Origin of the sequence: Croceicoccus sp. BE223 (genome assembly GCF_031457155.1) — a bacterium.
Lineage (GTDB): Bacteria > Pseudomonadota > Alphaproteobacteria > Sphingomonadales > Sphingomonadaceae > Croceicoccus.
Genome location: NZ_JAVDWB010000002.1, coordinates 429,266 through 452,869, shown reverse-complemented (window position 1 = coordinate 452,869; position 23,604 = coordinate 429,266). Strand labels below are relative to the sequence as shown.

Annotated in this window: 18 protein-coding genes; 13 read left to right on the top strand and 5 right to left on the bottom strand. The window is 66.5% G+C overall.

Annotated features, from left to right (window positions below; translation table 11 throughout):
* Positions 1–79 precede the first annotated feature (79 nt).
* On the top strand, positions 80–4,720 hold the full coding sequence (gltB, locus tag J2X37_RS06170; protein WP_310018956.1) for a glutamate synthase large subunit: 4,641 nt from the start codon (positions 80–82) through the stop codon (positions 4,718–4,720).
* Positions 4,721–4,731: 11 nt separating this feature from the next.
* Positions 4,732–6,168 carry a glutamate synthase subunit beta gene (locus J2X37_RS06165; protein WP_310018954.1) on the top strand — a complete coding sequence of 479 codons (1,437 nt, stop codon included), beginning with the start codon at positions 4,732–4,734 and terminating at the stop codon, positions 6,166–6,168.
* A gap of 63 nt (positions 6,169–6,231) precedes the next feature.
* Here J2X37_RS06165 and J2X37_RS06160 read toward each other — a convergent pair whose 3' ends face one another.
* Positions 6,232–6,624: a limonene-1,2-epoxide hydrolase family protein gene (locus J2X37_RS06160; RefSeq protein WP_310018952.1), complete on the bottom strand. Its 393-nt coding sequence runs from the start codon at positions 6,622–6,624 to the stop codon at positions 6,232–6,234.
* A gap of 111 nt (positions 6,625–6,735) precedes the next feature.
* On the opposite strand from J2X37_RS06160, the gene J2X37_RS06155 reads away from it, so the two are divergent.
* Complete coding sequence (locus J2X37_RS06155) at positions 6,736–7,317, top strand: DUF1993 domain-containing protein (RefSeq protein WP_310018950.1); 582 nt, start codon at positions 6,736–6,738, stop codon at positions 7,315–7,317.
* Positions 7,318–7,475: 158 nt separating this feature from the next.
* Here the strand turns inward: J2X37_RS06155 and phbB are convergent, their stop codons facing one another.
* Together phbB and J2X37_RS06145 are read right to left on the bottom strand one after the other, a co-directional pair.
* Complete coding sequence (gene phbB, locus J2X37_RS06150) at positions 7,476–8,198, bottom strand: acetoacetyl-CoA reductase (protein ID WP_310018948.1); 723 nt, start codon at positions 8,196–8,198, stop codon at positions 7,476–7,478.
* 231 nt (positions 8,199–8,429) lie between these two features.
* Positions 8,430–9,179 (bottom strand): hypothetical protein, encoded by a 750-nt coding sequence (locus J2X37_RS06145; protein WP_310018946.1) that lies wholly within the window; start codon positions 9,177–9,179, stop codon positions 8,430–8,432.
* A gap of 473 nt (positions 9,180–9,652) precedes the next feature.
* On the opposite strand from J2X37_RS06145, the gene J2X37_RS06140 reads away from it, so the two are divergent.
* From J2X37_RS06140 to J2X37_RS06095, 10 genes are all read left to right on the top strand, one after another.
* Positions 9,653–10,105 (top strand): DUF3576 domain-containing protein, encoded by a 453-nt coding sequence (locus J2X37_RS06140; RefSeq protein WP_310018944.1) that lies wholly within the window; start codon positions 9,653–9,655, stop codon positions 10,103–10,105.
* 21 nt (positions 10,106–10,126) lie between these two features.
* Positions 10,127–12,664, top strand: coding sequence for a leucine--tRNA ligase (leuS, locus tag J2X37_RS06135; protein WP_310018942.1), 2,538 nt, complete (start codon positions 10,127–10,129; stop codon positions 12,662–12,664).
* Entirely contained in the window at positions 12,664–13,161 is a 498-nt protein-coding gene (gene lptE / locus J2X37_RS06130) for an LPS assembly lipoprotein LptE (RefSeq protein WP_310018938.1), read from the top strand. Before leuS ends, lptE begins: the two co-directional genes overlap by 1 nt.
* 3 nt (positions 13,162–13,164) lie before the next feature.
* On the top strand, positions 13,165–14,214 hold the full coding sequence (gene holA, locus J2X37_RS06125) for a DNA polymerase III subunit delta (protein WP_310018936.1): 1,050 nt from the start codon (positions 13,165–13,167) through the stop codon (positions 14,212–14,214).
* Between the two features lie 108 nt (positions 14,215–14,322).
* Positions 14,323–15,783: a sugar transferase gene (locus tag J2X37_RS06120; RefSeq protein WP_310018934.1), complete on the top strand. Its 1,461-nt coding sequence runs from the start codon at positions 14,323–14,325 to the stop codon at positions 15,781–15,783.
* A 118-nt stretch (positions 15,784–15,901) separates the two neighbouring features.
* Entirely contained in the window at positions 15,902–16,165 is a 264-nt protein-coding gene (locus J2X37_RS06115) for a hypothetical protein (RefSeq protein WP_310018932.1), read from the top strand.
* Positions 16,166–16,330: 165 nt separating this feature from the next.
* Positions 16,331–17,683 (top strand): O-antigen ligase family protein, encoded by a 1,353-nt coding sequence (locus J2X37_RS06110; RefSeq protein ID WP_310018930.1) that lies wholly within the window; start codon positions 16,331–16,333, stop codon positions 17,681–17,683.
* Positions 17,680–18,372, top strand: a complete 693-nt coding sequence (locus tag J2X37_RS06105) for a polysaccharide biosynthesis/export family protein (RefSeq protein WP_310018928.1) — start codon at positions 17,680–17,682, stop codon at positions 18,370–18,372. The genes J2X37_RS06110 and J2X37_RS06105 overlap by 4 nt, the downstream gene beginning before the upstream one ends.
* Positions 18,373–18,486: 114 nt before the next feature.
* Positions 18,487–20,610: a polysaccharide biosynthesis tyrosine autokinase gene (locus tag J2X37_RS06100; RefSeq protein ID WP_310018926.1), complete on the top strand. Its 2,124-nt coding sequence runs from the start codon at positions 18,487–18,489 to the stop codon at positions 20,608–20,610.
* Complete coding sequence (locus J2X37_RS06095; RefSeq protein ID WP_310018923.1) at positions 20,597–21,790, top strand: hypothetical protein; 1,194 nt, start codon at positions 20,597–20,599, stop codon at positions 21,788–21,790. Before J2X37_RS06100 ends, J2X37_RS06095 begins: the two co-directional genes overlap by 14 nt.
* Here the strand turns inward: J2X37_RS06095 and J2X37_RS06090 are convergent.
* Positions 21,774–22,328 (bottom strand): putative colanic acid biosynthesis acetyltransferase, encoded by a 555-nt coding sequence (locus J2X37_RS06090; protein ID WP_310018921.1) that lies wholly within the window; start codon positions 22,326–22,328, stop codon positions 21,774–21,776. The two genes, J2X37_RS06095 and J2X37_RS06090, sit on opposite strands and share 17 nt — an antisense overlap.
* A complete protein-coding gene (locus tag J2X37_RS06085) occupies positions 22,325–23,479 on the bottom strand; it encodes a glycosyltransferase (protein ID WP_310018919.1) in 1,155 nt (384 codons plus the stop codon). The genes J2X37_RS06090 and J2X37_RS06085 overlap by 4 nt, the downstream gene beginning before the upstream one ends.
* Positions 23,480–23,604: the final 125 nt, after the last annotated feature.

Sequence of the window (23,604 nt, the reverse complement as noted above, 5' to 3'; positions counted from 1 at the left end):
TTTCGCTGCGCATTCGCGGCGAGTGAGTCGCATTTTATTTCCGGACACTGTGGTCCGGGCCCCGACAGGATAGGTGACAATGGGTTTTCCGCCGGTTCAAGGCCTTTACGATGCGCGCAACGAACATGATGCCTGCGGCGTGGGTTTCATCGCTCACATCAAGGGCGCCAAATCCAACGCGATTGTCAAACAGGGCCTGACCATTCTGGAGAATCTCGACCATCGCGGTGCGGTGGGCGCGGATCCGTTGCTGGGCGACGGGGCGGGCATCCTGATCCAGATGCCCGATACCCTGTTCCGCAAGTGGGCGGACGCGCACGGCAAGACCCTGCCGCCGGCAGGCGACTATGCCGTCGCGATGTGCTTCCTGCCGCAGGACGCGGCCGCGCGCGATTTCATCGTCCAGCGGTTCGAGACGTTCATCGCCAAGGAAGGCCAAGACCTCATCGGCTGGCGCGACGTGCCGACCACGCTCGACGGCCTCGGCAAGACGGTGATCGCGCAGATGCCGGTGATCCGACAGGCGATCGTCGGCCGCGGCGGCGCGGTGAAGGACCAGGACGCGTTCGAGCGCAAGCTGCTCGCCATCCGCAAGCAGGTGCAGAACCCGCTGGAGGATCTGGCCAGGAAGCATGGCCTGCCGGGCCTAACCGAACTCTACATGCCCAGCTTCTCCTCGCGGACGATCGTCTACAAGGGGCTGCTGCTGGCGAACCAGGTCGGCAGCTTCTACGACGACCTGCGCAACCCCGACTGCACCTCGGCGCTGGCGCTGGTGCACCAGCGGTTCAGCACCAACACCTTCCCCAGCTGGAAGCTGGCGCAGCCCTTCCGCCTCATCGCGCACAACGGCGAGATCAACACCGTTCGCGGCAACGTGAACTGGATGAACGCGCGCCGCCGCACGATGGAATCGCCGCTGCTGGGCGCCGATCTCGACAAGATGTGGCCGATCATCCCGCACGGACAGTCGGACACCGCCTGCCTCGACAACGCGCTCGAACTGCTGCTGGCCGGCGGCTACTCGCTCAGCCACGCGATGATGATGCTCATCCCGGAGGCCTGGGCCAAAAACCCGGAGATGGATCCGGCCCGCCGCGCGTTCTACGAATACCACGCCGCGCTGATGGAGCCGTGGGACGGCCCCGCCGCCGTCGCCTTTACCGACGGTCGCCAGATCGCCGCGACGCTGGACCGCAACGGCCTGCGCCCGGCGCGCTACTGCACGACGAGCGACGACCTGGTCTGCATGGCCTCGGAATCGGGCGTACTGCCGTTCGACGACGATTCGATCACCCGCAAGTGGCGCCTCCAGCCCGGCAAGATGCTGGTCATCGACCTCGAGCAGGGCCGCATCATCGAGGACGAGGAGGTCAAGGCCGAACTCGCCGCGGCGCAGCCCTATGCCGAATGGCTGAACCACTCGCAGTACAAGCTCGAGGACCTCGATCCGATCGAGCCCGAGGCCGAGGACGTGCCGCTGCCCGTGGGCGACCTGCTCGATCGCCAGCAGGCCTTCGGCTACACGCAGGAGGATATCTCCAAGTTCCTCGAGCCGATGCTGTTCAGCGGCGAGGATCCGATCGGGTCGATGGGCACCGACACGCCGATCGCGGTGCTGTCGAAGCGTTCGCGCCTGCTCTACGACTATTTCAAGCAGAACTTCGCCCAGGTCACCAATCCGCCGATCGACCCGATCCGCGAGGAACTGGTGATGAGCCTGCTGTCGATGATCGGCCCGCGCCCGAACCTGTTGGGCAAGGAAGCCGGCACGCACAAGCGGCTGGAGATCAGCCAGCCGATCCTGACCAACGCCGACCTCGCCAAGATCCGTTCGGTGGAAGAGGCGCTGGACGGCGCGTTCCGCACCGCCACGATTGACATCACCTGGGACGCGGCCACCGGCGCCGACGGGCTGGAACAGGCGATCAAGGAAATGTGCTGGGCCGCGACCGAAGCGGTGCTGCAGGACAAGAACATCCTCATCCTGTCCGACCGGGCACAGTCGCGCGACCGTATCGCCATGCCGGCGCTGCTGGCGACGGCGGCGGTCAACGCGCATCTCGTGCGGCAGGGCCTGCGCATGCAGACCGGCCTTGTCGTAGAGACCGGCGAAGCGCGCGAAGTGCACCACTTCTGCGTGCTGGCGGGTTACGGCGCGGAAGCGGTGAACCCCTATCTCGCGTTCGAGACGCTGGAGCGGATGCGGGTCGAGAAGGACGTCCCGCTCGAAACCTACGAGGTCGAGAAGAACTACATCAAGGCCATCGGCAAGGGCATCCTGAAGGTCATGTCCAAGATGGGCATCTCGACCTACCAGTCCTATTGCGGTGCGCAGATCTTCGACGCGGTCGGGCTGTCGACGAAGTTCATCGACGCCTACTTCACCGGCACCGCCACTACGATCGAGGGCGTCGGCCTCGCCGAAGTCGCCGAGGAGACGGTGCGCCGTCACGAGGCGGCCTATTCGGAAGCCGAGATCTACAGGAACCAGCTCGATGTCGGCGGCATCTACCAGTATCGCCTGCGCGGCGAGGACCATGCCTGGACCCCGGCGACGATCAGCAATCTGCAGCACGCGGTGCGCGGCAACGATTATGCCACGTACCAGGAGTTCGCGAAGGACATCAACGAGCAGTCCGAACGACTGCTCACCATCCGCGGGCTGATGGAGCTGAAGAAGGCCGAGAAGCCTTTGCCGATCGAAGAGGTCGAGAGCGCGGAGAACATCGTCAAGCGCTTCGTCACCGGCGCGATGAGCTACGGCTCGATCAGCTGGGAGGCGCACACCACGCTTGCGCTCGCCATGAACCGGATCGGCGGCAAGTCGAACACCGGCGAGGGCGGCGAGGACCCGACGCGCTTCAAGCCGCTCGACAACGGCGACACGATGCGTTCGGCGATCAAGCAGGTCGCCTCGGGCCGTTTCGGCGTGACCACCGAGTACCTCGTCAACGCCGACGACATCCAGATCAAGATGGCGCAGGGCGCGAAGCCCGGCGAGGGCGGCCAGCTGCCCGGCCACAAGGTCGACAAGATCATCGGCAAGACCCGGCACTCGACGCCGGGCGTCGGCCTGATCTCGCCACCGCCGCACCATGACATCTATTCGATCGAGGATCTGGCGCAGCTGATCCACGACCTGAAAAACGTCAACAACCGGGCGCGCATCTCGGTCAAGCTGGTCTCCGAAGTGGGTGTCGGCACGGTCGCCGCTGGCGTGTCCAAGTGCAAGGCGGACCACGTCACGATTTCGGGTTACGAAGGCGGGACCGGCGCTTCGCCGCTGACTTCGCTGACCCATGCCGGGTCGCCGTGGGAAATCGGCCTTGCCGAAACGCAGCAGACGCTGCTGCTCAACGACCTGCGCAGCCGCATCTCGGTCCAGGTCGACGGCGGCCTGCGCACCGGGCGCGACGTCGCCATCGGCGCGCTGCTCGGCGCGGACGAGTTCGGCTTCGCCACCGCCCCGCTGATCGCGGCCGGCTGCATCATGATGCGCAAGTGCCACCTCAACACCTGCCCGGTCGGCGTCGCGACGCAGAACCCGGAACTGAGGAAGCGCTTCACCGGCCAGCCGGAACACGTCATCAACTACTTCTTCTTCGTCGCCGAGGAGCTGCGCCAGATCATGGCCGAGATGGGCTTTGCGACCATCGACGAGATGATCGGCCGGGTCGACCGGATCGACATGAAGAAGGCGGTCAGCCACTGGAAGGCGCATGGCGTCGACTTGTCGAAGCTGCTCCACCAGGTCCCGCTCGAGGCAGGCAAGACGCTGTTCTGGACCCAGACCCAGGACCACGGCCTCGAAGCTGCGCTCGACAATGACCTGATCGCGGCCAGCGCCCCGGCGCTGGAACGCGGCGAAAGCGTGCGCATCGATCGCGAGATCCGCAACGTCAACCGCACCGCCGGCGCGATGCTGTCGGGCGAAGTGGCGCGCCGCTATGGCCATGCCGGGCTTGCCGACAACACCATCCGCGTGAACTTCAGCGGCGTGGCGGGGCAGTCCTTCGGCGCCTGGCTGGCGCACGGCGTCACGCTGGACCTCGTCGGCGATGCCAACGACTATGTCGGCAAGGGTCTTTCCGGCGGCCGTGTCATCGTCCGTCCGCCCGAAGGGGCGCCGCGCGAGCCGGGCCAGAACATCATCGTCGGCAACACCGTGCTCTATGGCGCGATCGCGGGCGAGGCCTATTTCAACGGCGTCGCCGGCGAACGCTTCGCGGTCCGCAACTCGGGCGCGGTCGCGGTCGTCGAAGGCACCGGCGACCATGGCTGCGAATACATGACCGGCGGGATGGTCTGCGTGCTCGGCCCCACGGGCCGCAACTTCGCGGCGGGGATGAGCGGCGGCATCGCCTACGTCTACGACGAGGACGGCACGTTCGAGAAGCGCTGCAACACCGCGATGGTGGACCTGCGACCGGTGTCGAACACGCGTGACGAGGATGACGGCGCGGGCCGTCCCACCCAGCGCGGCCGTTCGGTCGAGGACATGGGCATGGGCGATCCGCTCTACCACGACGCCGAACGCCTCAGGATGCTGCTCGAGCGCCATCACCTGCACACCGGCAGCGCCAAGGCGCGGGCCCTGCTCGACGACTTCGACAACGCGGTCGGCAAGTTCGTGAAGGTGATGCCGCGCGATTACGAAAACGCGCTCAAGGCCATGGAAGCCGAGCGTCACGCCGCCCAGAGCGAAGCGGCGGAATAAGGGTCACTACGATGGGCAAGGAAACGGGATTCCTCGAACTCGATCGCGTGGACCGCACATACGCGGACCCCGCGGAACGGCTGCAGCACTACAAGGAATTCGTCATTCCGCACACCGAGGACGGGCTGCGCGCCCAGGCCTCGCGGTGCATGAACTGCGGCATTCCCTATTGTCACAACGGCTGTCCGGTGAACAACATCATCCCGGACTGGAACCACCTGACGTACGAGGGGAACTGGAAGGAGGCGCTGGTCACGCTGCACTCCACCAACAACTTCCCCGAATTCACCGGCCGCATCTGCCCCGCGCCGTGCGAGGCGGCGTGCACACTGAACATTGTCGACCAGCCGGTCACGATCAAGTCGATCGAATGCGCGATCGTCGACAAGGGATGGGATAACGACTGGATCAAGCCGCAGGTGCCCGAGCGGCGCACCGGCAAGTCGGTCGCGGTCGTCGGGTCGGGCCCGGCGGGCATGGCCTGCGCCCAGCAGCTCGCGCGCGCCGGCCATTCGGTGACGGTGTTCGAGAAGAGCGACCGCGTCGGCGGCCTGCTTCGCTACGGCATTCCCGACTTCAAGATGGAAAAGCACCTCATCAACCGCCGCGCGGCGCAGATGGAGGCCGAGGGCGTCAGCTTCCGCACGTCCACCGAAGTGGGTGTCGACATCGCGCTGTCGACGCTGAAGGAAAACTTCGACGCGGTGGTGCTGGCCGGCGGCGCCGAAGATGCCCGCACGCTCGACATCCCGGGTTCGGAGATGAGCGGGGTGCGCCTCGCGATGGAATTCCTGACGCAGCAGAACAAGCGCAACGCGGGCGACGACGAACAGCGCGCCGCCCCGCGCGGCACCCTGACCGCGACCGGCAAGCACGTCATCGTCATCGGCGGCGGCGACACCGGTTCGGACTGCGTCGGCACCTCCAACCGCCAGGGCGCGGCGAGCGTCACGCAGATCGAGATCATGCCCAAGCCCCCGGAAAAGGAGGACAAGGCGCTGACCTGGCCGAACTGGCCGCTGAAGCTGCGCACCTCGTCCAGCCACGAGGAAGGCGTCGACCGCGACTGGGCGATCCTAACCAAGCGAGTGGTCGGCGAGAACGGCAAGGTCACCGGGCTCGAATGCGTCCGCGTCGAATGGGTCGATCGCGAGATGCGCGAGATCGAGGGCAGCGAATTTACCCTGCGCGCCGATCTCATCCTGCTGGCGATGGGCTTCGTCGGGCCGAAGAAGTCGGGCATGCTCGACAAGGCGGGCCTCGAATACGATCCGCGCGGCAACGTCGCCGCCGATACCGCCAGCTACCGGTCGAGCGACAGCAAGATCTGGGCCTGCGGCGACATGCGCCGCGGCCAGAGCCTCGTCGTCTGGGCCATCCGCGAAGGGCGCCAGTGTGCGCGCAGCGTCGACGAGGCGCTGATGGGCGTCACCGAACTGCCGCGCTGACAGGCCGAACAACAACAGAAGGGCGCGTTTCCGGCCGGAAGCGCGCCCTTTTTCGTGGCCCTGTCACTTGGCCCGCGCCGCGGCGAGCCCGGCGGTGTCGAAATAGTCGCGCCACTGCGTGATCTTGCCGTCCTCGACCTCGAAGATGCCCATCAGGCGTATGGTCGAGATCACCGCGCCCTTGTCGTCGATCACTTCGTCGATCCGCTCGTTCATCACCGTGCCGCCGTTCTCCGCGGTGGCAAGGGTCGTTACGCGAATCGTCACCGGGCAACCGCACGCTGCTTCGAAGGCTTCGATGAAGGCGACGGCCTGATCGATTCCGGTCGTGTCGGACATACCGATGTTTTCGTAATGCGTCTCGGGCGTGAAGTAGCGGTGGATCGCCTCGGCAAAGCCGCCGGGCCGTGCCCACATCGCCATGAAGGCTTCGACGGTCTCGTTCGCGCTGTTCATCCTCTCGTCTCCTGACTCGTCCGCGGGCTGGCCGCATGTCTCGATGCTGCGGACGATGGCACGTTGGCGTCCGTCTTGCGCCTGACGAAGATATGAGTGACACCGCCGGCCATGACGAACCGCGAAATGCTCCGTGCCACTTACGCCCAATACCTTGCCGCCTTGGCCAACTGGCTGCGCAAGGCCGCTGCTCCGCTGGACAAGGCGGAGGCCGATGCGCTGCTTTCGGCGCGATTGGCGCCCGACATGTTCCCGTTGGCAACGCAAGTGCGCTTTGCCTGTGTGCAAGCGGTCGAGGGGCTGTGCCGCTTGCGGGACGAGGATTTCCCGCCGCTGGTGGCCGCAATGCTCGACGAGGGGCGCAGGGCGGACGACGCGCCGGGCACGATCGATGGCGCGCTCGTCCGCATCGAGGGGACGCTGGCGTGGATCGATGCGCTGGTCTGGGACGCCGACGATGGCAGCGGGTCGCGACAGATCGCGCACGAATTGCCGATGGGGATGATCTTCGACCTGACCGAGGACCAGTACGTACGGGACTGGGCCCTGCCGCAGTTCTATTTTCACGTGATGACCGCCTATGCGATCCTGAGGGCCAACGGGGTGGCGCTGGGCAAGGCCGATTACGTGCCGCACATGTTCGTCCATGTCCGCCCGGGCACGATGCCGCCCGGCATGACCGGGCAGGCGTGACGATCGGGCGATCCTGCGACACGGGGCAGAAAGGGCGGCAGGCGCGTCGGGTCTGGCGCGTTGACCGTTCAGCCCCGGCAGGATGGGGCGGCGCTTTCGACCCGGCATCGACAGGCCGGATAGCGGCGAACGGGGTGTTTCCCGTTCGCCGCCAAGGCTCAGTACATGTGCTGGCCGCCGTTGATGGACAGCGTCGAGCCGGTCACGAAGGTCGCGTCGTCCGAGCAGAAGAACGCCACGCCGCGGGCGATCTCGTCGGCATGGCCGAGCCGGCCGACGGGGATCTTCTGGATGATCTTCTGCAGAACCGGTTCGGGCACGGCGGCGACCATGTCGGTGTCGATGTAGCCCGGCGCGATGGCGTTGACGGTGACGCCGTACTTGGCGCCCTCTTGGGCCAGCGCCTTGGTGAAGCCGTGGATGCCCGACTTGGCCGCCGCGTAGTTGACCTGTCCGTACTGACCCGCCTGGCCGTTCACCGAACCGATGTTGACGATCCGGCCCCAGCCGCGTTCGCGCATTCCCGGAAAGGTGGCCTTGGCCATGTTGAAGCAACCGCCGAGGTTGATGCGCATCACCTCGTTCCAGTCTTCCCAGCTCATCTTGTGCAGCACGCCGTCGCGGGTGATGCCGGCATTGTTGACCACCACGTCGATCGGACCCAGATCTTCGGCGATCTGCGCGCAGCCGGCGAGCGCCGCTTCGTGGTCGCCCACGTCGAACTTGTAGGTGGGGATGCCGGTGCGATCGGTGAACGCCTTGGCCGCCGCCTCGTTGCCGGCGTAGTTCGCCGCCACTTTCATGCCCATGTCCTTGAGCGCGAGGCTGATGCCTTCGCCGATCCCGCGGCTGCCGCCGGTGACCACTGCCACTCGAGTCATCAAGAATTCCCTTTCAGTTTATCTCCTCGGGCAGCAGCCTATGTCGCTGCGCCCTTGCCCACAAGCGGACTTTGGTCGCGCCCGCCCGCACCCGCACGGCTATTGTGCAATGCAGCATAATGCAAGGGAATTTGTGCAGATGCGAAGTGCCCAATCACGCGCGCGCAGCCGCAAGCGTCGCCTGGCGGCGCATCGTTGCGGGATTGTGACGAAAGACGCGCCGGGCGCGGATCAGAAGCGGAAGCGGGTTCCGACGTAAACCGACTGGCTGTCCTGCTGGCTGTCGGTCAGCGGGCCCAGGCGATCGCGCTCGCTCGAATAGCGGATGCCAGCGGTGACCTTCAGGTTGTCGGCCACGCGATAGGCGCCGCCGACGTCGACCGAAAGGTCGCCCTCTCCGTTGAAGGTGCGCGGCGTGCTGCCCGGAAGCGCATTGTCGCTGTCGAGTTCAACGGTGGGGCTGAACCGGCTCTTGCCAGAGGCCGACTTGGCCGGGGTAAAGCTGCGCAGGTCGGGCGCGCTGATCTTGCCGATCTCGCTCGGCAGGGTCAGTCCGCGCGCGCTGGCCGTGGCCACGGAAGGTGCCTGCGTGAAGCTCTGATAGCCGCGTGCGACGCCGAGGTTGAAGGCGACCGGATCGATCGCGGAAATGCCGCGGCCGGCCTCGGCGAGAGCCTTGCGGCTGGAGATCATGCGCGCGGTGTCGGCATCGACGCGTACGGCGACGGTGACCGAGCGCGAGCCCGGCTTGGTCGCGCCAGCGGGCGTGAAGCGGAACAGCGAACTGGCGCTCTCGCCCTTCGCATCGCTGACGCGGCGGAAAGTGGCCATCAGCCGGGGATCGACCGAAGCGGGCGTGAAGGCCCCGAGGTCACCGGCAGCGGCGACGCTCAGGTCGCGGATGGTGATCGTGCCGGGAGACACGGCGGCAAGGGCGGAAGACAGGCCCATGACGCACGCGGAACCGGCGAGCAGGCCCAAGCCCGCACGCGCAGCGCGTCGCCATCCGGTGTCATTCCCCTGAGCCATAACGGCCGAATTTCCTCCTCGAACCACCGGGATACGCCCTGAAAGGCATTCGGTTCCCGGCTCCTGCTTCCGATCCGCAGGGTTCCTTATTAAGCCTTTGCCGCGGCCCGTTCCACTCAATTCTGCGAGCAATATCCGATTCCTATCCAACATGTTGCAAGGAATCGACAGGTCTTGCCGCGTCATGCGACGAAGCGATGCTGTCCGGCCATATTCCGTTCAGGCCGGATCGCGCCTATGGGTTCGCCGGGCGCCTTGGCGAACCGGTCGGGGATGGACCGTTGCGCACCCTCCCGCACATGGGCATCCGGCAAAGCGGGTTCATCGCTTGCCGCCCGCGCCCGTGCGGGATAGAGCGTGCCAGACGACGGGGCAGACCCGCCTGCGAGAGACAGCCATTCGGGCTTTAGGACACGGAAGATTCGATGATCGGCAAGACCCTTATTTCCACCCCCGCGAAGATGTTGCTGGCCTCGGCGGCGCTTGCCGCGCTGTCCGCCTGCGGCGGCAGCCGGGACGAGGTCAAGGCCGACCTTGCCGCCAGCCAGGTCACCACGATCGGCGTCAATGCCTACCTGTGGCGCGCCAGCCTCGACACGCTCAGCTTCATGCCGCTGCTGCAGACCGATTCGAACGGCGGCGTGATCGTCACCGACTGGTATTCGAACCCCGCCAATCCCGGGGAGCGGATGAAGGTGACCGTCACCATCCTCGACACCGACTTGCGCGCCGATGCGCTTCGCGTCGCGGCCAGCCGCGAGCTGGCGCAGGGCGGCACCTGGGTGGCCGCGCCGGTCCAGGCCGCGACGATCCAGAAGCTGGAGGACATCATCCTCACCCGCGCCCGCGAACTGCGCCGCGACGCGCTCGACGGCTGATCCACGCCAGGGGCAAACAGGATGAGTGACGACCGTTTTGAACCGTCGGTCGCCGACGGGCGCTGGCAGCATGCCTGGGACCAGGCGCAGGCTTTTCGCGCCGATTCGGCGAGCAGCAAGCCCAAGAGCTACGTGCTCGAGATGTTCCCCTACCCCTCGGGGCGCATCCACATCGGCCACGTCCGCAATTACACGATGGGCGACGTGCTGGCGCGCTTCAAGGCGATGACCGGGCACGAGGTGCTGCACCCGATGGGCTGGGACGCCTTCGGGATGCCGGCCGAAAACGCCGCGATGGAAAAGGGCGTCCACCCGGGCGGCTGGACGCGCGAGAACATCGCCAACATGAAGGCGCAGCTCCAGCGCCTCGGCTTCGCGCTCGACTGGAGCCGCGAGTTCGCGACCTGCGACCCCGAATACTACGGCCACGAACAGGCGCTCTTCCTCGAATTCTACCGGCACGGGCTGGTGTACCGCAAGGAATCGGCGGTGAACTGGGACCCGGTCGACATGACCGTGCTGGCCAACGAACAGGTGATCGACGGGCGCGGCTGGCGTTCGGGCGCGCTGGTCGAGAAGCGCAAGCTTTCCCAGTGGTTCCTCAAGATCACGCAGTTTGCCGACGACCTGCTCGAAGGGCTGGAAAGCCTCGACAAGTGGCCCGACAAGGTGCGCCTGATGCAGGAGAACTGGATCGGCAAGTCGACCGGCATGCAGGCCCATTTCAAGGGCAGCAAATTCGACGAGACGATCGAGGTCTACACCACCCGCCCCGACACCATCTTCGGCGCGAGCTTCGTCGCCGTGGCCGCCGATCACCCGGTGGCGCAGGCGCTCGCCCGGACGAACCACGAGGCGGCGGACTTCATCAAGCTGTGCAAGGCCGGCGGCACCACCGCGGCGGAGCTGGAAACGGCGGATAAGCTGGGCTTCGACACCGGGCTGAAGGTCGCCCACCCCTTCACCGGCGAGGACATTCCGGTCTGGATCGCGAACTTCGTGCTGATGGACTACGGTACCGGCGCGATCATGGCGGTGCCGGGCCACGACCAGCGCGACTTCGAATTCGCCACCAAGTACGGGCTGCCGATCAAGCGCGTCGTCGCCACCAGCGCCGCCGATGCCGACAAGGCCTTTGCGGGCGAGGCCGAGGCAGGCGACGGCATCGTCGTCAACTCCGACTTCCTGACCGGCCTTCCGGTAGAGGACGCCAAGACCGCGATCATCACCCGCGCGGCGGAAGACGGCTGGGGCGTGCCCAAGACGCAGTATCGCCTGCGTGACTGGGGCGTGTCGCGTCAGCGGTACTGGGGCACGCCGATCCCGATGATCCACTGCGGCGACGATCATGGCGAAGGCTGCGGCGTAGTGCCGGTTCCGGCCGACCAGCTGCCGGTCCTGCTGCCCGACGATGTCGACTTCCGGACCCCGGGCAACCCGCTCGACCGTCACCCGACATGGAAGCACGTCGATTGCCCGAAATGCGGCAAGCCGGCACGGCGCGAGACCGACACGCTGGACACCTTCGCCGATTCGAGCTGGTACTTCCTGCGCTTTGCCAGCCAGCCCGCCGACAAGCCGTTCGATCCGGCCGAAGTGGCGACCTGGCTGCCGGTGAACCAGTACATCGGCGGGGTCGAGCACGCGATCCTTCACCTGCTCTACGCCCGCTTCTGGACCCGGGCCCTGGCCCATTGCGGCATGGTCGAGGTGAAGGAGCCCTTCGCGCAGCTCTTTACCCAGGGCATGGTGACGCACGAGACCTACGAGCGCCGCGTCGATGGCCGCCCGGTCTACTACAGCCCCGGCGAGGTCACCCGCGACGGAAATGGCGCGACGCTGAAGGACGATGGCCGGCCAGTGGAGATCGGCCGGGTCATCAAGATGTCCAAGTCGAAGAAGAACGTCGTCGACCCGGACGAGATCGTCGCCCGCTACGGGGCGGACGCGGTGCGCTGGTTCATGCTGTCGGACAGCCCGCCCGAACGCGACCTGCCGTGGAGCGAGGCGGGCATCGAGGGCTGCGGCCGCTTCGTCCAGCGCCTGTGGCGGCTGTTCGGGCAGTACGACGAGAGCGCCGAAGGCGAAGACAGGCCGCTGGCCCGCAAGATGCACCAGACCATCGCGGCGGTGGCCGACGATATCGAGGCCTTGAGCTTCAACAAGGCGGTCGCCCGCATCTACGAACTGACCAACGCCGCCGAAAAAGCCCCGTCTTCGGCCAGCCGCAGCGAGGCGATCCGCGCGTTGATGATGCTGGTCGCGCCGATGATGCCGCACCTGGCCGAAGAGGCCTGGGCCCGCGCCGGCTTTACCGGCCTCATCGTCCAGGCCCAATGGCCCGCCCACGATCCGGCCATGCTGGTCGAGGACGAGGTCACCATCGCGGTGCAGGTCAGGGGCAAGCTGCGCGACACGCTGACGGTGGCCAAGGGAACCGGCAAGGACGAGCTCGAGGCGCTTGCACTCGCGAGTGAGAAGGTCCAGCGTAATCTCGAAGGCGCTCCGGTCCGCAAGGTGATCGTGGTGCCCGACCGGCTCGTCAATATCGTGGTGTGATGCGCTTCCTCGCCCTTCCTCTCGCGCTCCTGCTCTCTGCCTGCGGTCTTTCGCCGATGTATGCCGGCGGCGGCGAAGGACGTGTTGCCGCGAGCCTCGATGCGGTCACTGTCGCGGCCATCCCCGGCCAGCAGGGCTGGCTGATGCGCGACGCCTTGGTCCAGAAACTGGGATCGGGTGATGCCGGCGCACGTTACCGGCTCGACGTCCGGCTCGACGATCAGCTCGATGGTCTCGGCCTGCTGGGCGACGACACCATCGGGCGCGAACGCCGGACCCTGCGCGCGCGCTATCGCCTGGTGGACCTGACCACGGGCGAGACGCTGCTCGACGCGACCGCCGGGTCGGACGCGGGCATCGACGTGGTGTCGAGCGAATATGCGACCATCGCGGCGGAGCAGACCGCGCTCGAGAACCTGACGCGCGAGGTGGCCGACATGATCGTCACCAACGTCGCGCTGAAGATGCGGTCTGCCCCCCGGCAACCTGCCGGCTGAGCCGTGAAGGCAACGCAAAAGAACTTCGCGCAACTGGCCGCCGGGGCCGCCCGCAACGCCAAGGTCTTTTTCTTCTGCGGCCCGGACGAAGCCGGCGCCCACGCCGCCGCCGTCCGCGTCATCGCGCAGCTTCCCGATCCCGGTGAAAAGGTCGAGATCGACGGCGGCGACCTGAAGCGCGATCCGGTGCGCCTTGCCGACGAGACGCGCTCGACCTCCCTGTTCGGCGATCGCCGCCACATCGTCGTGCGCGCCAATGGCGAAGAGGCGCACGACGCGCTAAAGATCCTGACCGATGCCAACGATGCGGACATCGCGCAGGGCTGGCCGGTCCTGGTCATCGCCAGCGGCGCGACCGACAAGTCGCGCTCCGCCAAGCTGCTCGAGAAGCGGGACGATGCGCTCGTCGCGATGTTCTATCCGCCCGACATCGGGTCGGTCGCCGCGGAAGTACGCCGCCTGGCCGATGCAGCGGGCCTGCGGATGGGCGCGGATCTCGCCCAGCGCATCGCCGGCTCGGTCGGCCTCGATGTCCGCATGGCGGCGTCGGAGGTGCAGAAACTGGCCCTGTTTCTCGACGCCGACCCGCAGGCGCCGCGCAATGCCACCTCCGCCGATCTCGATGCCATTGCGGCGGAGACCGAGGACGACGGGATGATGGCGCTGGTCGATGCCGTGCTTTCCGGCGATGCGGCGAAGCTGCCCGGCGAACTGGCGCGGTTTCGCCAGCTCGGTCTCAATCCCGTCGGCACCGTGCTGGCGATGGAGAGGCGCGTTGCGCAACTGGCGCAGATTTCCGCGCGCATGAACGGCGCGGGCGATGTTGCCGGATTCGTCAGCGCCGAAGTCCAGGCCCGCCGCGTGTTCTTCAAGGAGCAGGGGGCGATCACCCGTCAGTTACAGTGCTGGCGCGGCGCGCGGCTGGCGAGGCTGGGCGAAAGGCTGATCGAACTGCACCGCTCCCTCATTTTCGACAGCCAGTCGGCGCCGCTCCTCTTCGCGGCCGGTTGCAATCAGATCGCTCGCGCTGCCAAGCCGTCGTCGCGGCCATAAGGCCAATGGTGCGGTCTGCGCGGGCCTTGGTCGCAAGCGCACTGGCAATCTATGTAGAATCACCTATTAAGCGATTGAAATTCGGTCATACCACAGGCAGCGGGCTATATGGACGCGCATACGTCGTCGATTGAAAGCAGCTGGAAACAGCATGGCCGTGCGTCGCGCGCGGTACCGTTGCCGGTGGATATGGAACTGCTTTCGATCAGCGATCCGGTCCTGCCGCTTCCAGCGGTCCGTTCGCTCGAGAAGCGGCGACTCCAGTGTTACCTTGCCATCATGCTCGCCGACATCGTGGCGATCCTGCTGGGTTTTTCGTTGGGTTCGATCGCGATTTTCGGCCTGAGCCTGCCTTCGCACGCCCTGACCCAGGCGCAGCTGATGCTGCCGCTGTTCCTGACCCTGGCCCTTTATAACCGGGCCTATTCGGTTGCCGCCCTTGCGAACACGGCCGTTCTCGTCGGCAAGGCCCTGCAATCGCTTGCCCTGGCAGGGCTGGCCATGGTGCTGCTGAATTACATTGCAGGGACGAGCAGCACCTTCTCGCGCGTCGTTTTCACCTCGGGTATGATGGTGTCCGCGCTGACCCTTCCGGCGATCCGCGGTCTTATGCAGGGGTTCGTCAGGTGGCGCTGCGGCGACCGGGTCGAGAACGTCCTCATCGTCGACGCCGGCGGGCCCAAGGTCGAAGTACCGGAGGCCTTTTGTGTCGATGCCGATTCGGCTGGGCTGAAACCCGATATCGGCGATCCGCTCGCGGTCGACCGGCTGGGTGCCTGGTTCGCCCCGATGGATCGGGTGCTGGTCAGCTGTCCCGAGGAGGCGCGGGTCGGCTGGGCGATGGCCCTGAAGGGACTGGCGGTCGAAGGCGAGGTGATCGACGAGCGGGTCGAGGAAATGGGTGCGCTGGGTGCACGCCGCGCCGGAGGGCAGGGCTTCCTGCGGGTTTCGCATCGGCCGCTCGGACTGCGGGACCGGGCCATCAAGCGGGCGCTCGACCTCGTGGTGACCGTTCCCGCGATCCTCCTTCTGTCGCCGCTGCTATTGGCTGTCGCCATCCTGATCCGGCTCGACGATCGCGGTCCCGCGATCTTCGCCCAGAAGCGGACCGGCCGGTCCAGCCGGTTTTTCACGATCTACAAGTTCCGCACGATGCGAATCGCCGCCTCCGACGAGCATGGCGCGGTGTCCGCATCGCGCAACGATTCGCGCCTGACCCGCATCGGCTCGTTCCTTCGCCGCACTTCGATCGATGAACTTCCCCAGCTTCTCAACGTCCTCAAGGGGGACATGAGCCTTGTCGGCCCCCGCCCGCATGCCCCCGGTTCACAGGCCGGAGAAAAACTTTTCTGGGAAGTCGATGGTCGGTACTGGCAGCGCCACACGTTGAAGCCAGGGCTCACCGGATTGGCGCAAATTCGCGGCTTTCGCGGCGCGACCGAGACCGAGACGGACCTGGTCAACCGATTGCAGGCCGACCTGGAATACCTTCACAACTGGTCGCTTTGGACCGACATCGGGATCCTTATCGCGACCTGCCGCGTTGTCGTCCACGATCGCGCGTTCTGAACGAACGGTCGGCGAACTTTTTGCAGTTGCACACTTTTTTTGGTTTACAGACGTCCCGACGCGATACATATCTCGCAAGTATCAGCAAGATTTAACATTTTCCCGGTAGGAGCATTCGATGAGCACCATCAAGACCGTTCTCGGCGTCGCTGCCGCCGCAAGTCTCGCCCTTGGTTCTGTTGCGCATGCTAAGGGTTCCGCTTCGGTCAACATGCTCCCGCAATCGTCGTTCGCCGAACGCGCCTCGGCTCCGGCTGCGGAAACCAACGAGGTCATCGGTCGCGGCAGCGGCTGGATTCTCGCTCTGCTCGGCGTCGCGCTTTTCATCGGCGGCGCTCTCGTTCTCGGCGACGGCGACGACAAGGCCGACAGCCCCGCCTGATCCGGCAAGGTCAGATCATCTGGAAAGGAAACCTCGCCCAACCGGCGGGGTTTCTTCTTTTCGGGCTTCGGCGCGCGCACATCCCGGCTTCGGCAAGGTGGCGCCGTTCAATCCAATTGACGGATTGACGCGAGCCGGGCCGATCTGGCGCTCCCTGGCTAACGCATGGGCCATTTTCTCATCCAATCGCGTGCGGCGCTGATCTGCATCGTCCTGCTCGTCGCGACGATCGTGCTGGGCGGGGGCGGTACGGTCAATCCCGGCACGGAAATCGCCCTCGAGCTTGTCGCGGTCGTCTGCGTTCTTGCCTGGCTCGTTACGGTACGGGGCCGGACGGCTCCAGCCAGCGTGTGGATCCTCGTCGGGCTCGTCTTTATCGTTCCGGTCCTGCAACTGGTGCCGCTTCCACCCTTCTTGTGGCAGGCGTTGCCCGGCAGGGAGATGACCAGGGCGGCGCTGGATCTGGTCGGCCTGGCGGATTCGTGGCGTCCGGTCTCGTTGGTCCCGGCCGCCACGCTTTCCTCCCTGCTTGCGCTCGGGCCGCCCCTGGCGCTGCTCTGGATGGTTTCGCAACTGGACCTCCGCGAGCGGCAGGCCGTGCTGCTGGCCATCGCGGTAACCGTTTTCGCCGGCGGTCTGCTGGGCGCCGCGCAAGTTGTCGGGGGGCGGGGTTTCTACCTCTACGATTACAGCCATTTCGAATGGCTCACCGGTTTTCAGGCGAACCGCAACGCCGAAGCGGACGTGCTGGTCATCGGGCTCCTCGCCTTTACCGCCGCCCAGGCCGCCCGAGGGCAGGCGCGGGCCGTTCGCGCGGCGATTGCCGCGGTCGGAGTGGGCTTTCTGGCTCTTGCGACCGTGCTGACCGGTTCGCGTACGGGGATTGCCATCCTCGCGGTCATGCTGCTGCCGGTCGTATTCGCGCATCTGCGCCTGCTGCGTGTGGGCAATCGGCGCATTGCGGCGACATTTGCGGCGGGCATCCTGACCTTGCCCGCCGCGGTGTGGCTTGCATTGCGCGTTCCATCGCTGACACGCGCGGTCGAGCGTTTCGACGGACAGCGCGACTTCCGGCTGGAACTCTGGACAGACGGCTGGTCGGCCGCTCTTGCCTATTGGCCGATCGGCGGCGGCGTGGGCGGTTTCGTGCAGTTGTTCCTGCCGTTCGAGCGGCTCGAGGTCCTCGACGAGACGAGCCCCAACCGTGCACATAACGATTATCTCGAATGGCTGATCGAGGCTGGCCTGCCCGGAATAGCGGTCCTGCTGGCGGTTGCAATCGTTGTCGCCGTGATGATCCTCCAGGCTTGGAAGCGGTATCGCGCGGCAGGCGGGAAGGACCGCGAAGTATCTGCATTAACACTGCTTTTCTCGTGCGGAACACTGACGACGATTGCCGCGCACTCCATCTTGGACTATCCGCTGCGTTCGATGGCGATTGCCGGTCTTCTTGCCGTAGCCGCAGGCCTGCTGACACGTCCGACCGGAACCGTTCCGATGGAAGGATCACGACCTTGAAGTTCAATCGCGTCGCTGCTGTCGCCGGTGCCATGCTGGTGCTTTCCGGATGCCAGAAGACGGTCGAGAGCAGGTTGCCGGTGGGGACCGACGCCTATGCCGCGATCGAAGTGCCGCCTGCGATCTTCGATCCTGCCGAATACGTCATGCGTCCCGGCGACCGCCTGAACGTGAACGTCTTCCGAGAAGCGGATTTCAGCGTCGCCAAGGCGCTGGTCGACGCGAGCGGCAATGTCACTCTGCCGATGCTCGGCACGGTCCGCGCGGCCGGGAAGACGCAGGCGCAGTTCGCTTCCGAAGTGAAGGACATGCTCGCCGCGCGCTATCTTCGCGATCCGCGCGTATCCATCATGGTCGATACGCCTGCACTCGCCACCGTCTCGGTGGAGGGCGAGGTCGAGCAGCCGGGCGTTTACGAGATGATGCCGGGGCAGACGCTGCTGACCGCCCTTGCCCAGGCGCGCAGCCCGACCGATCTCGCCAAGCTCGACGAGGTGATGATCTTTCGCAACGTCGACGGTCGCCGCCAGGGCGGCCGGTTCGATGTCGCGATGATCCGCGCCGGAGAGGCGGCGGATCCGCGGCTGCTTCAGGGCGATGTCATCGTCGTCGGCTATTCGCGGGTCCGCAGCGCGTTTCAGGATTTCCTGAAGACCGTCCCGCTGCTCAACGTCTTTGCCTACTACTGACCTGCCCCTTCCAGACCTGACAGGAACCGACACACCTTGGCGAGCAACCCCCAAACGACGCGACCGGAGCGAGTCGAATTCATCGAGCCGGGATACGGTGCGTCCGCTGGCGAGATGAACGCCACCGTCCGCTACATCCTGTCGCGCATCCGCCACAACCTGCTGTCGATCCTGTTGATCATCGCGCTTGCGCTCGCCGCCGCGGTCGTCGTGACGATGCTGGCCACGCCGCGCTACACGGCGACGGCCACGGTGCAGATCAACGACCAGTCGGAAAACGTACTTGGCGAAGATCTCGGCGCGGACAGCAATTCCAACGTCGGCTGGGATGTCGAGCGTTTCCTCAACACGCAACTCGAGGTGCTGCGAAGCCGCGATGTCGCGGAGCGCGTTGCCAACAGCCTGAAGCTGTACGACGATCCCGCCTTCATCGCGGCGATGGAGCTTCCGGCCGAATCCGCGGCCGGACCGGTCGAGGCGCGGCGCCAGATGGTCGTCGGCCTGCTGCAATCCAATCTCGGCACCGACCTGCCCCACGAAACCCGTGTCGTTCGCATCAGCTTCAACAGCGCCAACCCCGAGGTTTCGGCCAGGATCGCCAATGCCTTTGCCGAGCAGTTCATCCAGTCGACGCTGCAGCGGCGCTACGACAGCTCGTCCTATGCGCGGACCTTCATCGCCGACCAGTTGCAGGAGGCGCGGACCCGGCTCGAGAGGTCCGAACGTGAACTCAATGCCTACGCACGCCGGGCCGGGCTCATCCGCAGCCGCGACGGTTCGAACGGCGAGGACGGGCCGGCGACCGGATCGTCCAGCGTCACCACCGCCAGCCTGAGCCAGATCAACGAGGCCGCCAATCGCCTCAGCGCCGAACGGATCGCCGCCGAAGCGCGCTGGCAGGCCGAGGCCGCGATGCCCGCGCTTTCGTCTCCGACCGTTCTGGCCAATCCGACCGTGCAGCAGTTGATGACCGACCGTGCGCGCGTCGATGCGAAGCTAGAGACGCTGCGCGCACGCTATCTCGACGATTATCCGGAAATCGTGCAGCTCCAGGCCGAGCGCAAGTCGATAAACGAGCAGATCGCCTCGGTCGCGCAATCGGTCCGCAACAGCGTTCGTTCGCAGTACGTCTCGGCCCTCGAGGCGGAACAGGCGCTGCGCAGCAAGGTCGACGGACTGAAGGGCGACACCCTTGCCGAACAGGACCGGACGGTGCGGTACAACACCCTGGCGCGCGAGGCGGACACGAACAGGTCGATCTACGACGGACTGCTGCAAAGGTATCGGGAGCTGAACGCTTCGGCCGGTATCTCGTCCAGCAACCTGTCGATCATCGACAGGGCTGAAGTGCCAGGCGGGCCGTCATCGCCCAACCTGCTGAAGAATCTTCTCATCGCCTTCGTGATCGGCGTCTTCCTTGCCGGCGTCTTCGTGTTCGTGCGCGATCTCCTCGACGACGCCATCCGCGTGCCGGAGGACGTGGAGCAGAAGATGAACATGGCGCTGCTCGGTGTCATCCCGGTGGCGTCGGCAGACAACCCCGACGACGATCTGGCCGATCCCAAGTCGCCGATGTCCGAAGCGTACAATTCGCTGCGCGGTCAGCTTCTCTACTCGACTTCGGAAGGGCTGCCGAAGATCATCCAGGTTACCAGCGCCCGACAGTCCGAAGGCAAGACGACGTCGAGCAACGCCATCGCCGCCGGTCTCGCCCGGATGGGCAAGCGCGTGGTGCTGGTCGATGCGGACCTGCGCCGACCGTCGGAGCACAAGCGTCATCGGCTGGCCAACCAGCACGGCCTGTCCGGGCTGCTGACAGGCGCCGACACGCTGACGGCCGACACCTTGCACGAGATCGCGCCGAATCTGGACGTCATCACGTCCGGCCCGGTTCCGCCGAGCCCGACCGAATTGCTGTCGAGCCCGCGGATGGCGCACCTCTTGGAGGAACTCGCCCGGCGCTACGACTGCGTCGTGCTGGACAGCCCGCCGGTCCTCGGCCTCGCCGACGCTCCTGTCCTGAGCGCGCTTTCGGACGGTGTCGTCTTCGTCGTCGAATCGGCGGGCAGCCGGACCGGCGTCCTGCGAACCGCGCTGCGCCGGCTGCGTGCGATGAACCCGGTGATCCTGGGCGCCGTGCTGACGAAGTTCGATCCGTCGCACTCGGCCAACACCTATTCCGAATACTACGGATACGAATATTATCGCTACGCCTCGCCGGATCATGCCGGCGGCTGAGCCCAGCCGGCCGGCACGGCGCCACTGGCGCGGGATCGCGGCGGTCATCGTCGCGCTCTACGCGCTCGCCGCGATCTTCGCGGGGCTGGACCGGATCAGCGCGTCGGCCCCGATGGTGGAGCGCGTCGTGCCGGGCCCCTTCCGCGCCCACGCCGACGTCGCGGCCGCCCGCATCGCGCTGGCGGCGAACGATCCGCGCATGGCCATCCGGTTCGCCGAGCGGGCTGTCGAAAAGGCTCCCATGGACAGCAACGCATCTGCGGCGCTGGCAACGGGATTGCTGCTGACGAAGGATTTCCCGGGGGCCGATGCCGCGTTTCGCGTCTCGGCGGCGGGCGGCTGGCGCAATATCGTTACCCAGCTATACTGGGCCGAACAGTCGGTCTTCGGCGGAGACTGGGACCTGGCTGCAGCGCGCATCGATGCGGTCTTGCGCGCCAATCCGACCATCGATCAGGCGGACCGCATCCGCGCCCTGCTGGAAGACGATCCGCGGGGCCGGACCGCGCTGGCCGCAAAGCTCGCCGCTCGCCCGGTCTGGCTGACGCCCTACGTGAACGTGGATGCCGCGACGCCGACCGCTGTGCTGCTGCAGCGCGCGGCCATCGTGCGGGAAGTCGCCGCCACCTCGCCCCCGCTGGGCTGCGACACCATCGCCCCGATGGCCCGCGCCCTGCGCGACCGGGGCCGGATCGACGTGGCGGAGACGACCTGGCGCCAGCACTGTCCGGGCGGATCGGGACTTGGGCCGGGCACCGATGGATCGCTGGGCTTGTGGCGGGATGCGAGCAACGATCCCTTCGGCTGGACCCTTTCGGCCCAGGGCGATCTGGTCATCGAGGTGCCGCGTTCGCCTTCGGGTTCCTTCATGGCTGAAAATCTGAGCAGCGCGAGTCGGCTCGTGGCGACCCGGCCACTGCGCATTCCCGCCACGGCACGGCGCGTGACGTGGCGCGCGGCAGAGGCGGACGGGACGGTGTCCAGCCGGATTTCGGTATCGCTGACCTGCGGCGCGCCGTGGCTGCCGCAGACCCGCGATGGGCAGTACGGTGCCCAGGCCTTGCCGGCGCTTTCCTGCCCCGTCGCCACCGTGGGTCTGTGGCTCGCGCCCGGCCGGGGGGCTGTGAGCATCGATCGGCTCGCGGTCGAGCCCGCCGATCGCGCTACCAGCGATTCCTGATCGCCGCTGCGGGATTGCCGCGATAGATCGTGTCCGCCTGGGCATCTTCGAAGAGCGCGCCCCGTGCGGCGAGGACCGATCCGTCGGCCATGGCGACGCCGGGGCCGACGAAGGCCTCTGCCGCGATCCAGCAGCTGCTGCCGATAACCACCGGCCGCAGGATAAGCTGAAACGCGGGATCGCGGACGTCGTGCGAACTGGCGCAAAGATGGGCGCGCTGCGAAATCACGGTGCGATCGCCGATCGTGACATGGCCCTGGTTGTAGATGATCGCGCCGGGGCCGATCAGCGCGCTTTCGCCCACGGTCAGGTTGCCGGGGTGCCAGATCCGGACGCTGGCGTGAACGCGCGCGCCGCGGGCCACGTTCGCCCCGAACAAACGAAGGATCATCCGCCGCCAGCGGTGCAGCGGCGGGGGCGTGAAGCGCGCGGCGACGAACCAGGCGATCGTCCAGGCGACACGGAACAGGCGGTTGCCGACCGTGAAGCTGGCGCCCCCGTCGAGAGGCCGGTTCTCCCTGGCGTCGAGAACCTTCACGAGATGTCGGACCCCATCGCGGCAAGCTCCCTGTAGAACGCGACCCAGTCCCGCGAAACCGACCGTGCCGAAAACGGTCCGCCGGCAAGAGCCATAGCGGCAGCGCTCATCGCTCGCCATCCCTCCGCATCAAGGGCGTATCCGCGCGCCAAGGCCTGCGCGACACGTTCCGCGGTCATGCCGCAATCGATGGCGGCTCCGGCCTTGAAGCCATCGGGGATGTTGCATTCCGTGCTCATGAGGACCGGCGTCGCCGCCGCCCACGCCTCGAGAATGGCGACCGGCAGACCTTCGCTCAGCGACGGGAGCGCGACGAAACGGGCCTTGTCGAGCAGGGCCTGCTTGCGCTCGCCAAAGACCGGGCCGACGAATTCGATCGGTGCATCGGCCTCGGCGATGGCGGATCGCAACGCCGCGATGTCGCCCGCATCGCCCCATCCGGCGATGACCAGGCGTGCGCTGGCCGGCATCGCGTTCCTGCGCCTTGCCAGCGAAAACCCTGCGACCAGCGCCGAGAGGTTCTTCTTGGCATGAATGCGTCCGATGAAGACGGTATCGCGGCCCGGGTCGCTTCGCGGCGGCTTCGCGGCTGGCGCGGCATTGCCGATGACGCGAATGTCAGCGGTCGATCCCGCCGCGCGGATCTCCCGCTCGATATCGGTCGCCTCGCGCCCGGTAAGGGCGTGCAACAAGGTCGCTGCGCGCCAGCCGCGTCTTTCGTAACCGGCGCGGGCCAGCGCCTTTTTCCAGCGCCCCCGCCCGGTGATCCAGGGATCGAGCATGCCATGCGGCGAAATCGCATAACCCTTGCTGCTGCGTGCCGCCCACGCGGCGCCCGCCGCTGACGGATAGGTCCAGATGCCATGCAGGTGGAGCGCGTCGAGGTCGGCCGACAGAAGCGCGTCGATCAGGCCCGGCGCATAGCCGACCTGCCGCGGGCCGAGGACGGCGCGGGTCGTGACCGGAACGGGGCCGAAGCGGCCCCGATCCTCTTCGGCATGCGCATCGGCAAGCGCGAAGACCGCTGGCTGTGCGCCAAGGCCGGCCAGCATCGCCGCCTGCGCCGCCACTGCCTCGAACACGCCCCCGCCGAGCCGCGATGCGGACGCGGTGAGGAGGCCAATTCGCAGTCCGCCGAGTGGCGTTTCCAATCGTGTTCTCCATCCTGCGGCGAGCAGCAAAGCGCAGGCTGCGGCGCATCCAGTTTAATCTTGCCACCCGACGGTGCGCCCGCGTAGGGATTCGTCCTTAATTGGCTTTCGTTTCAAGGAAAACA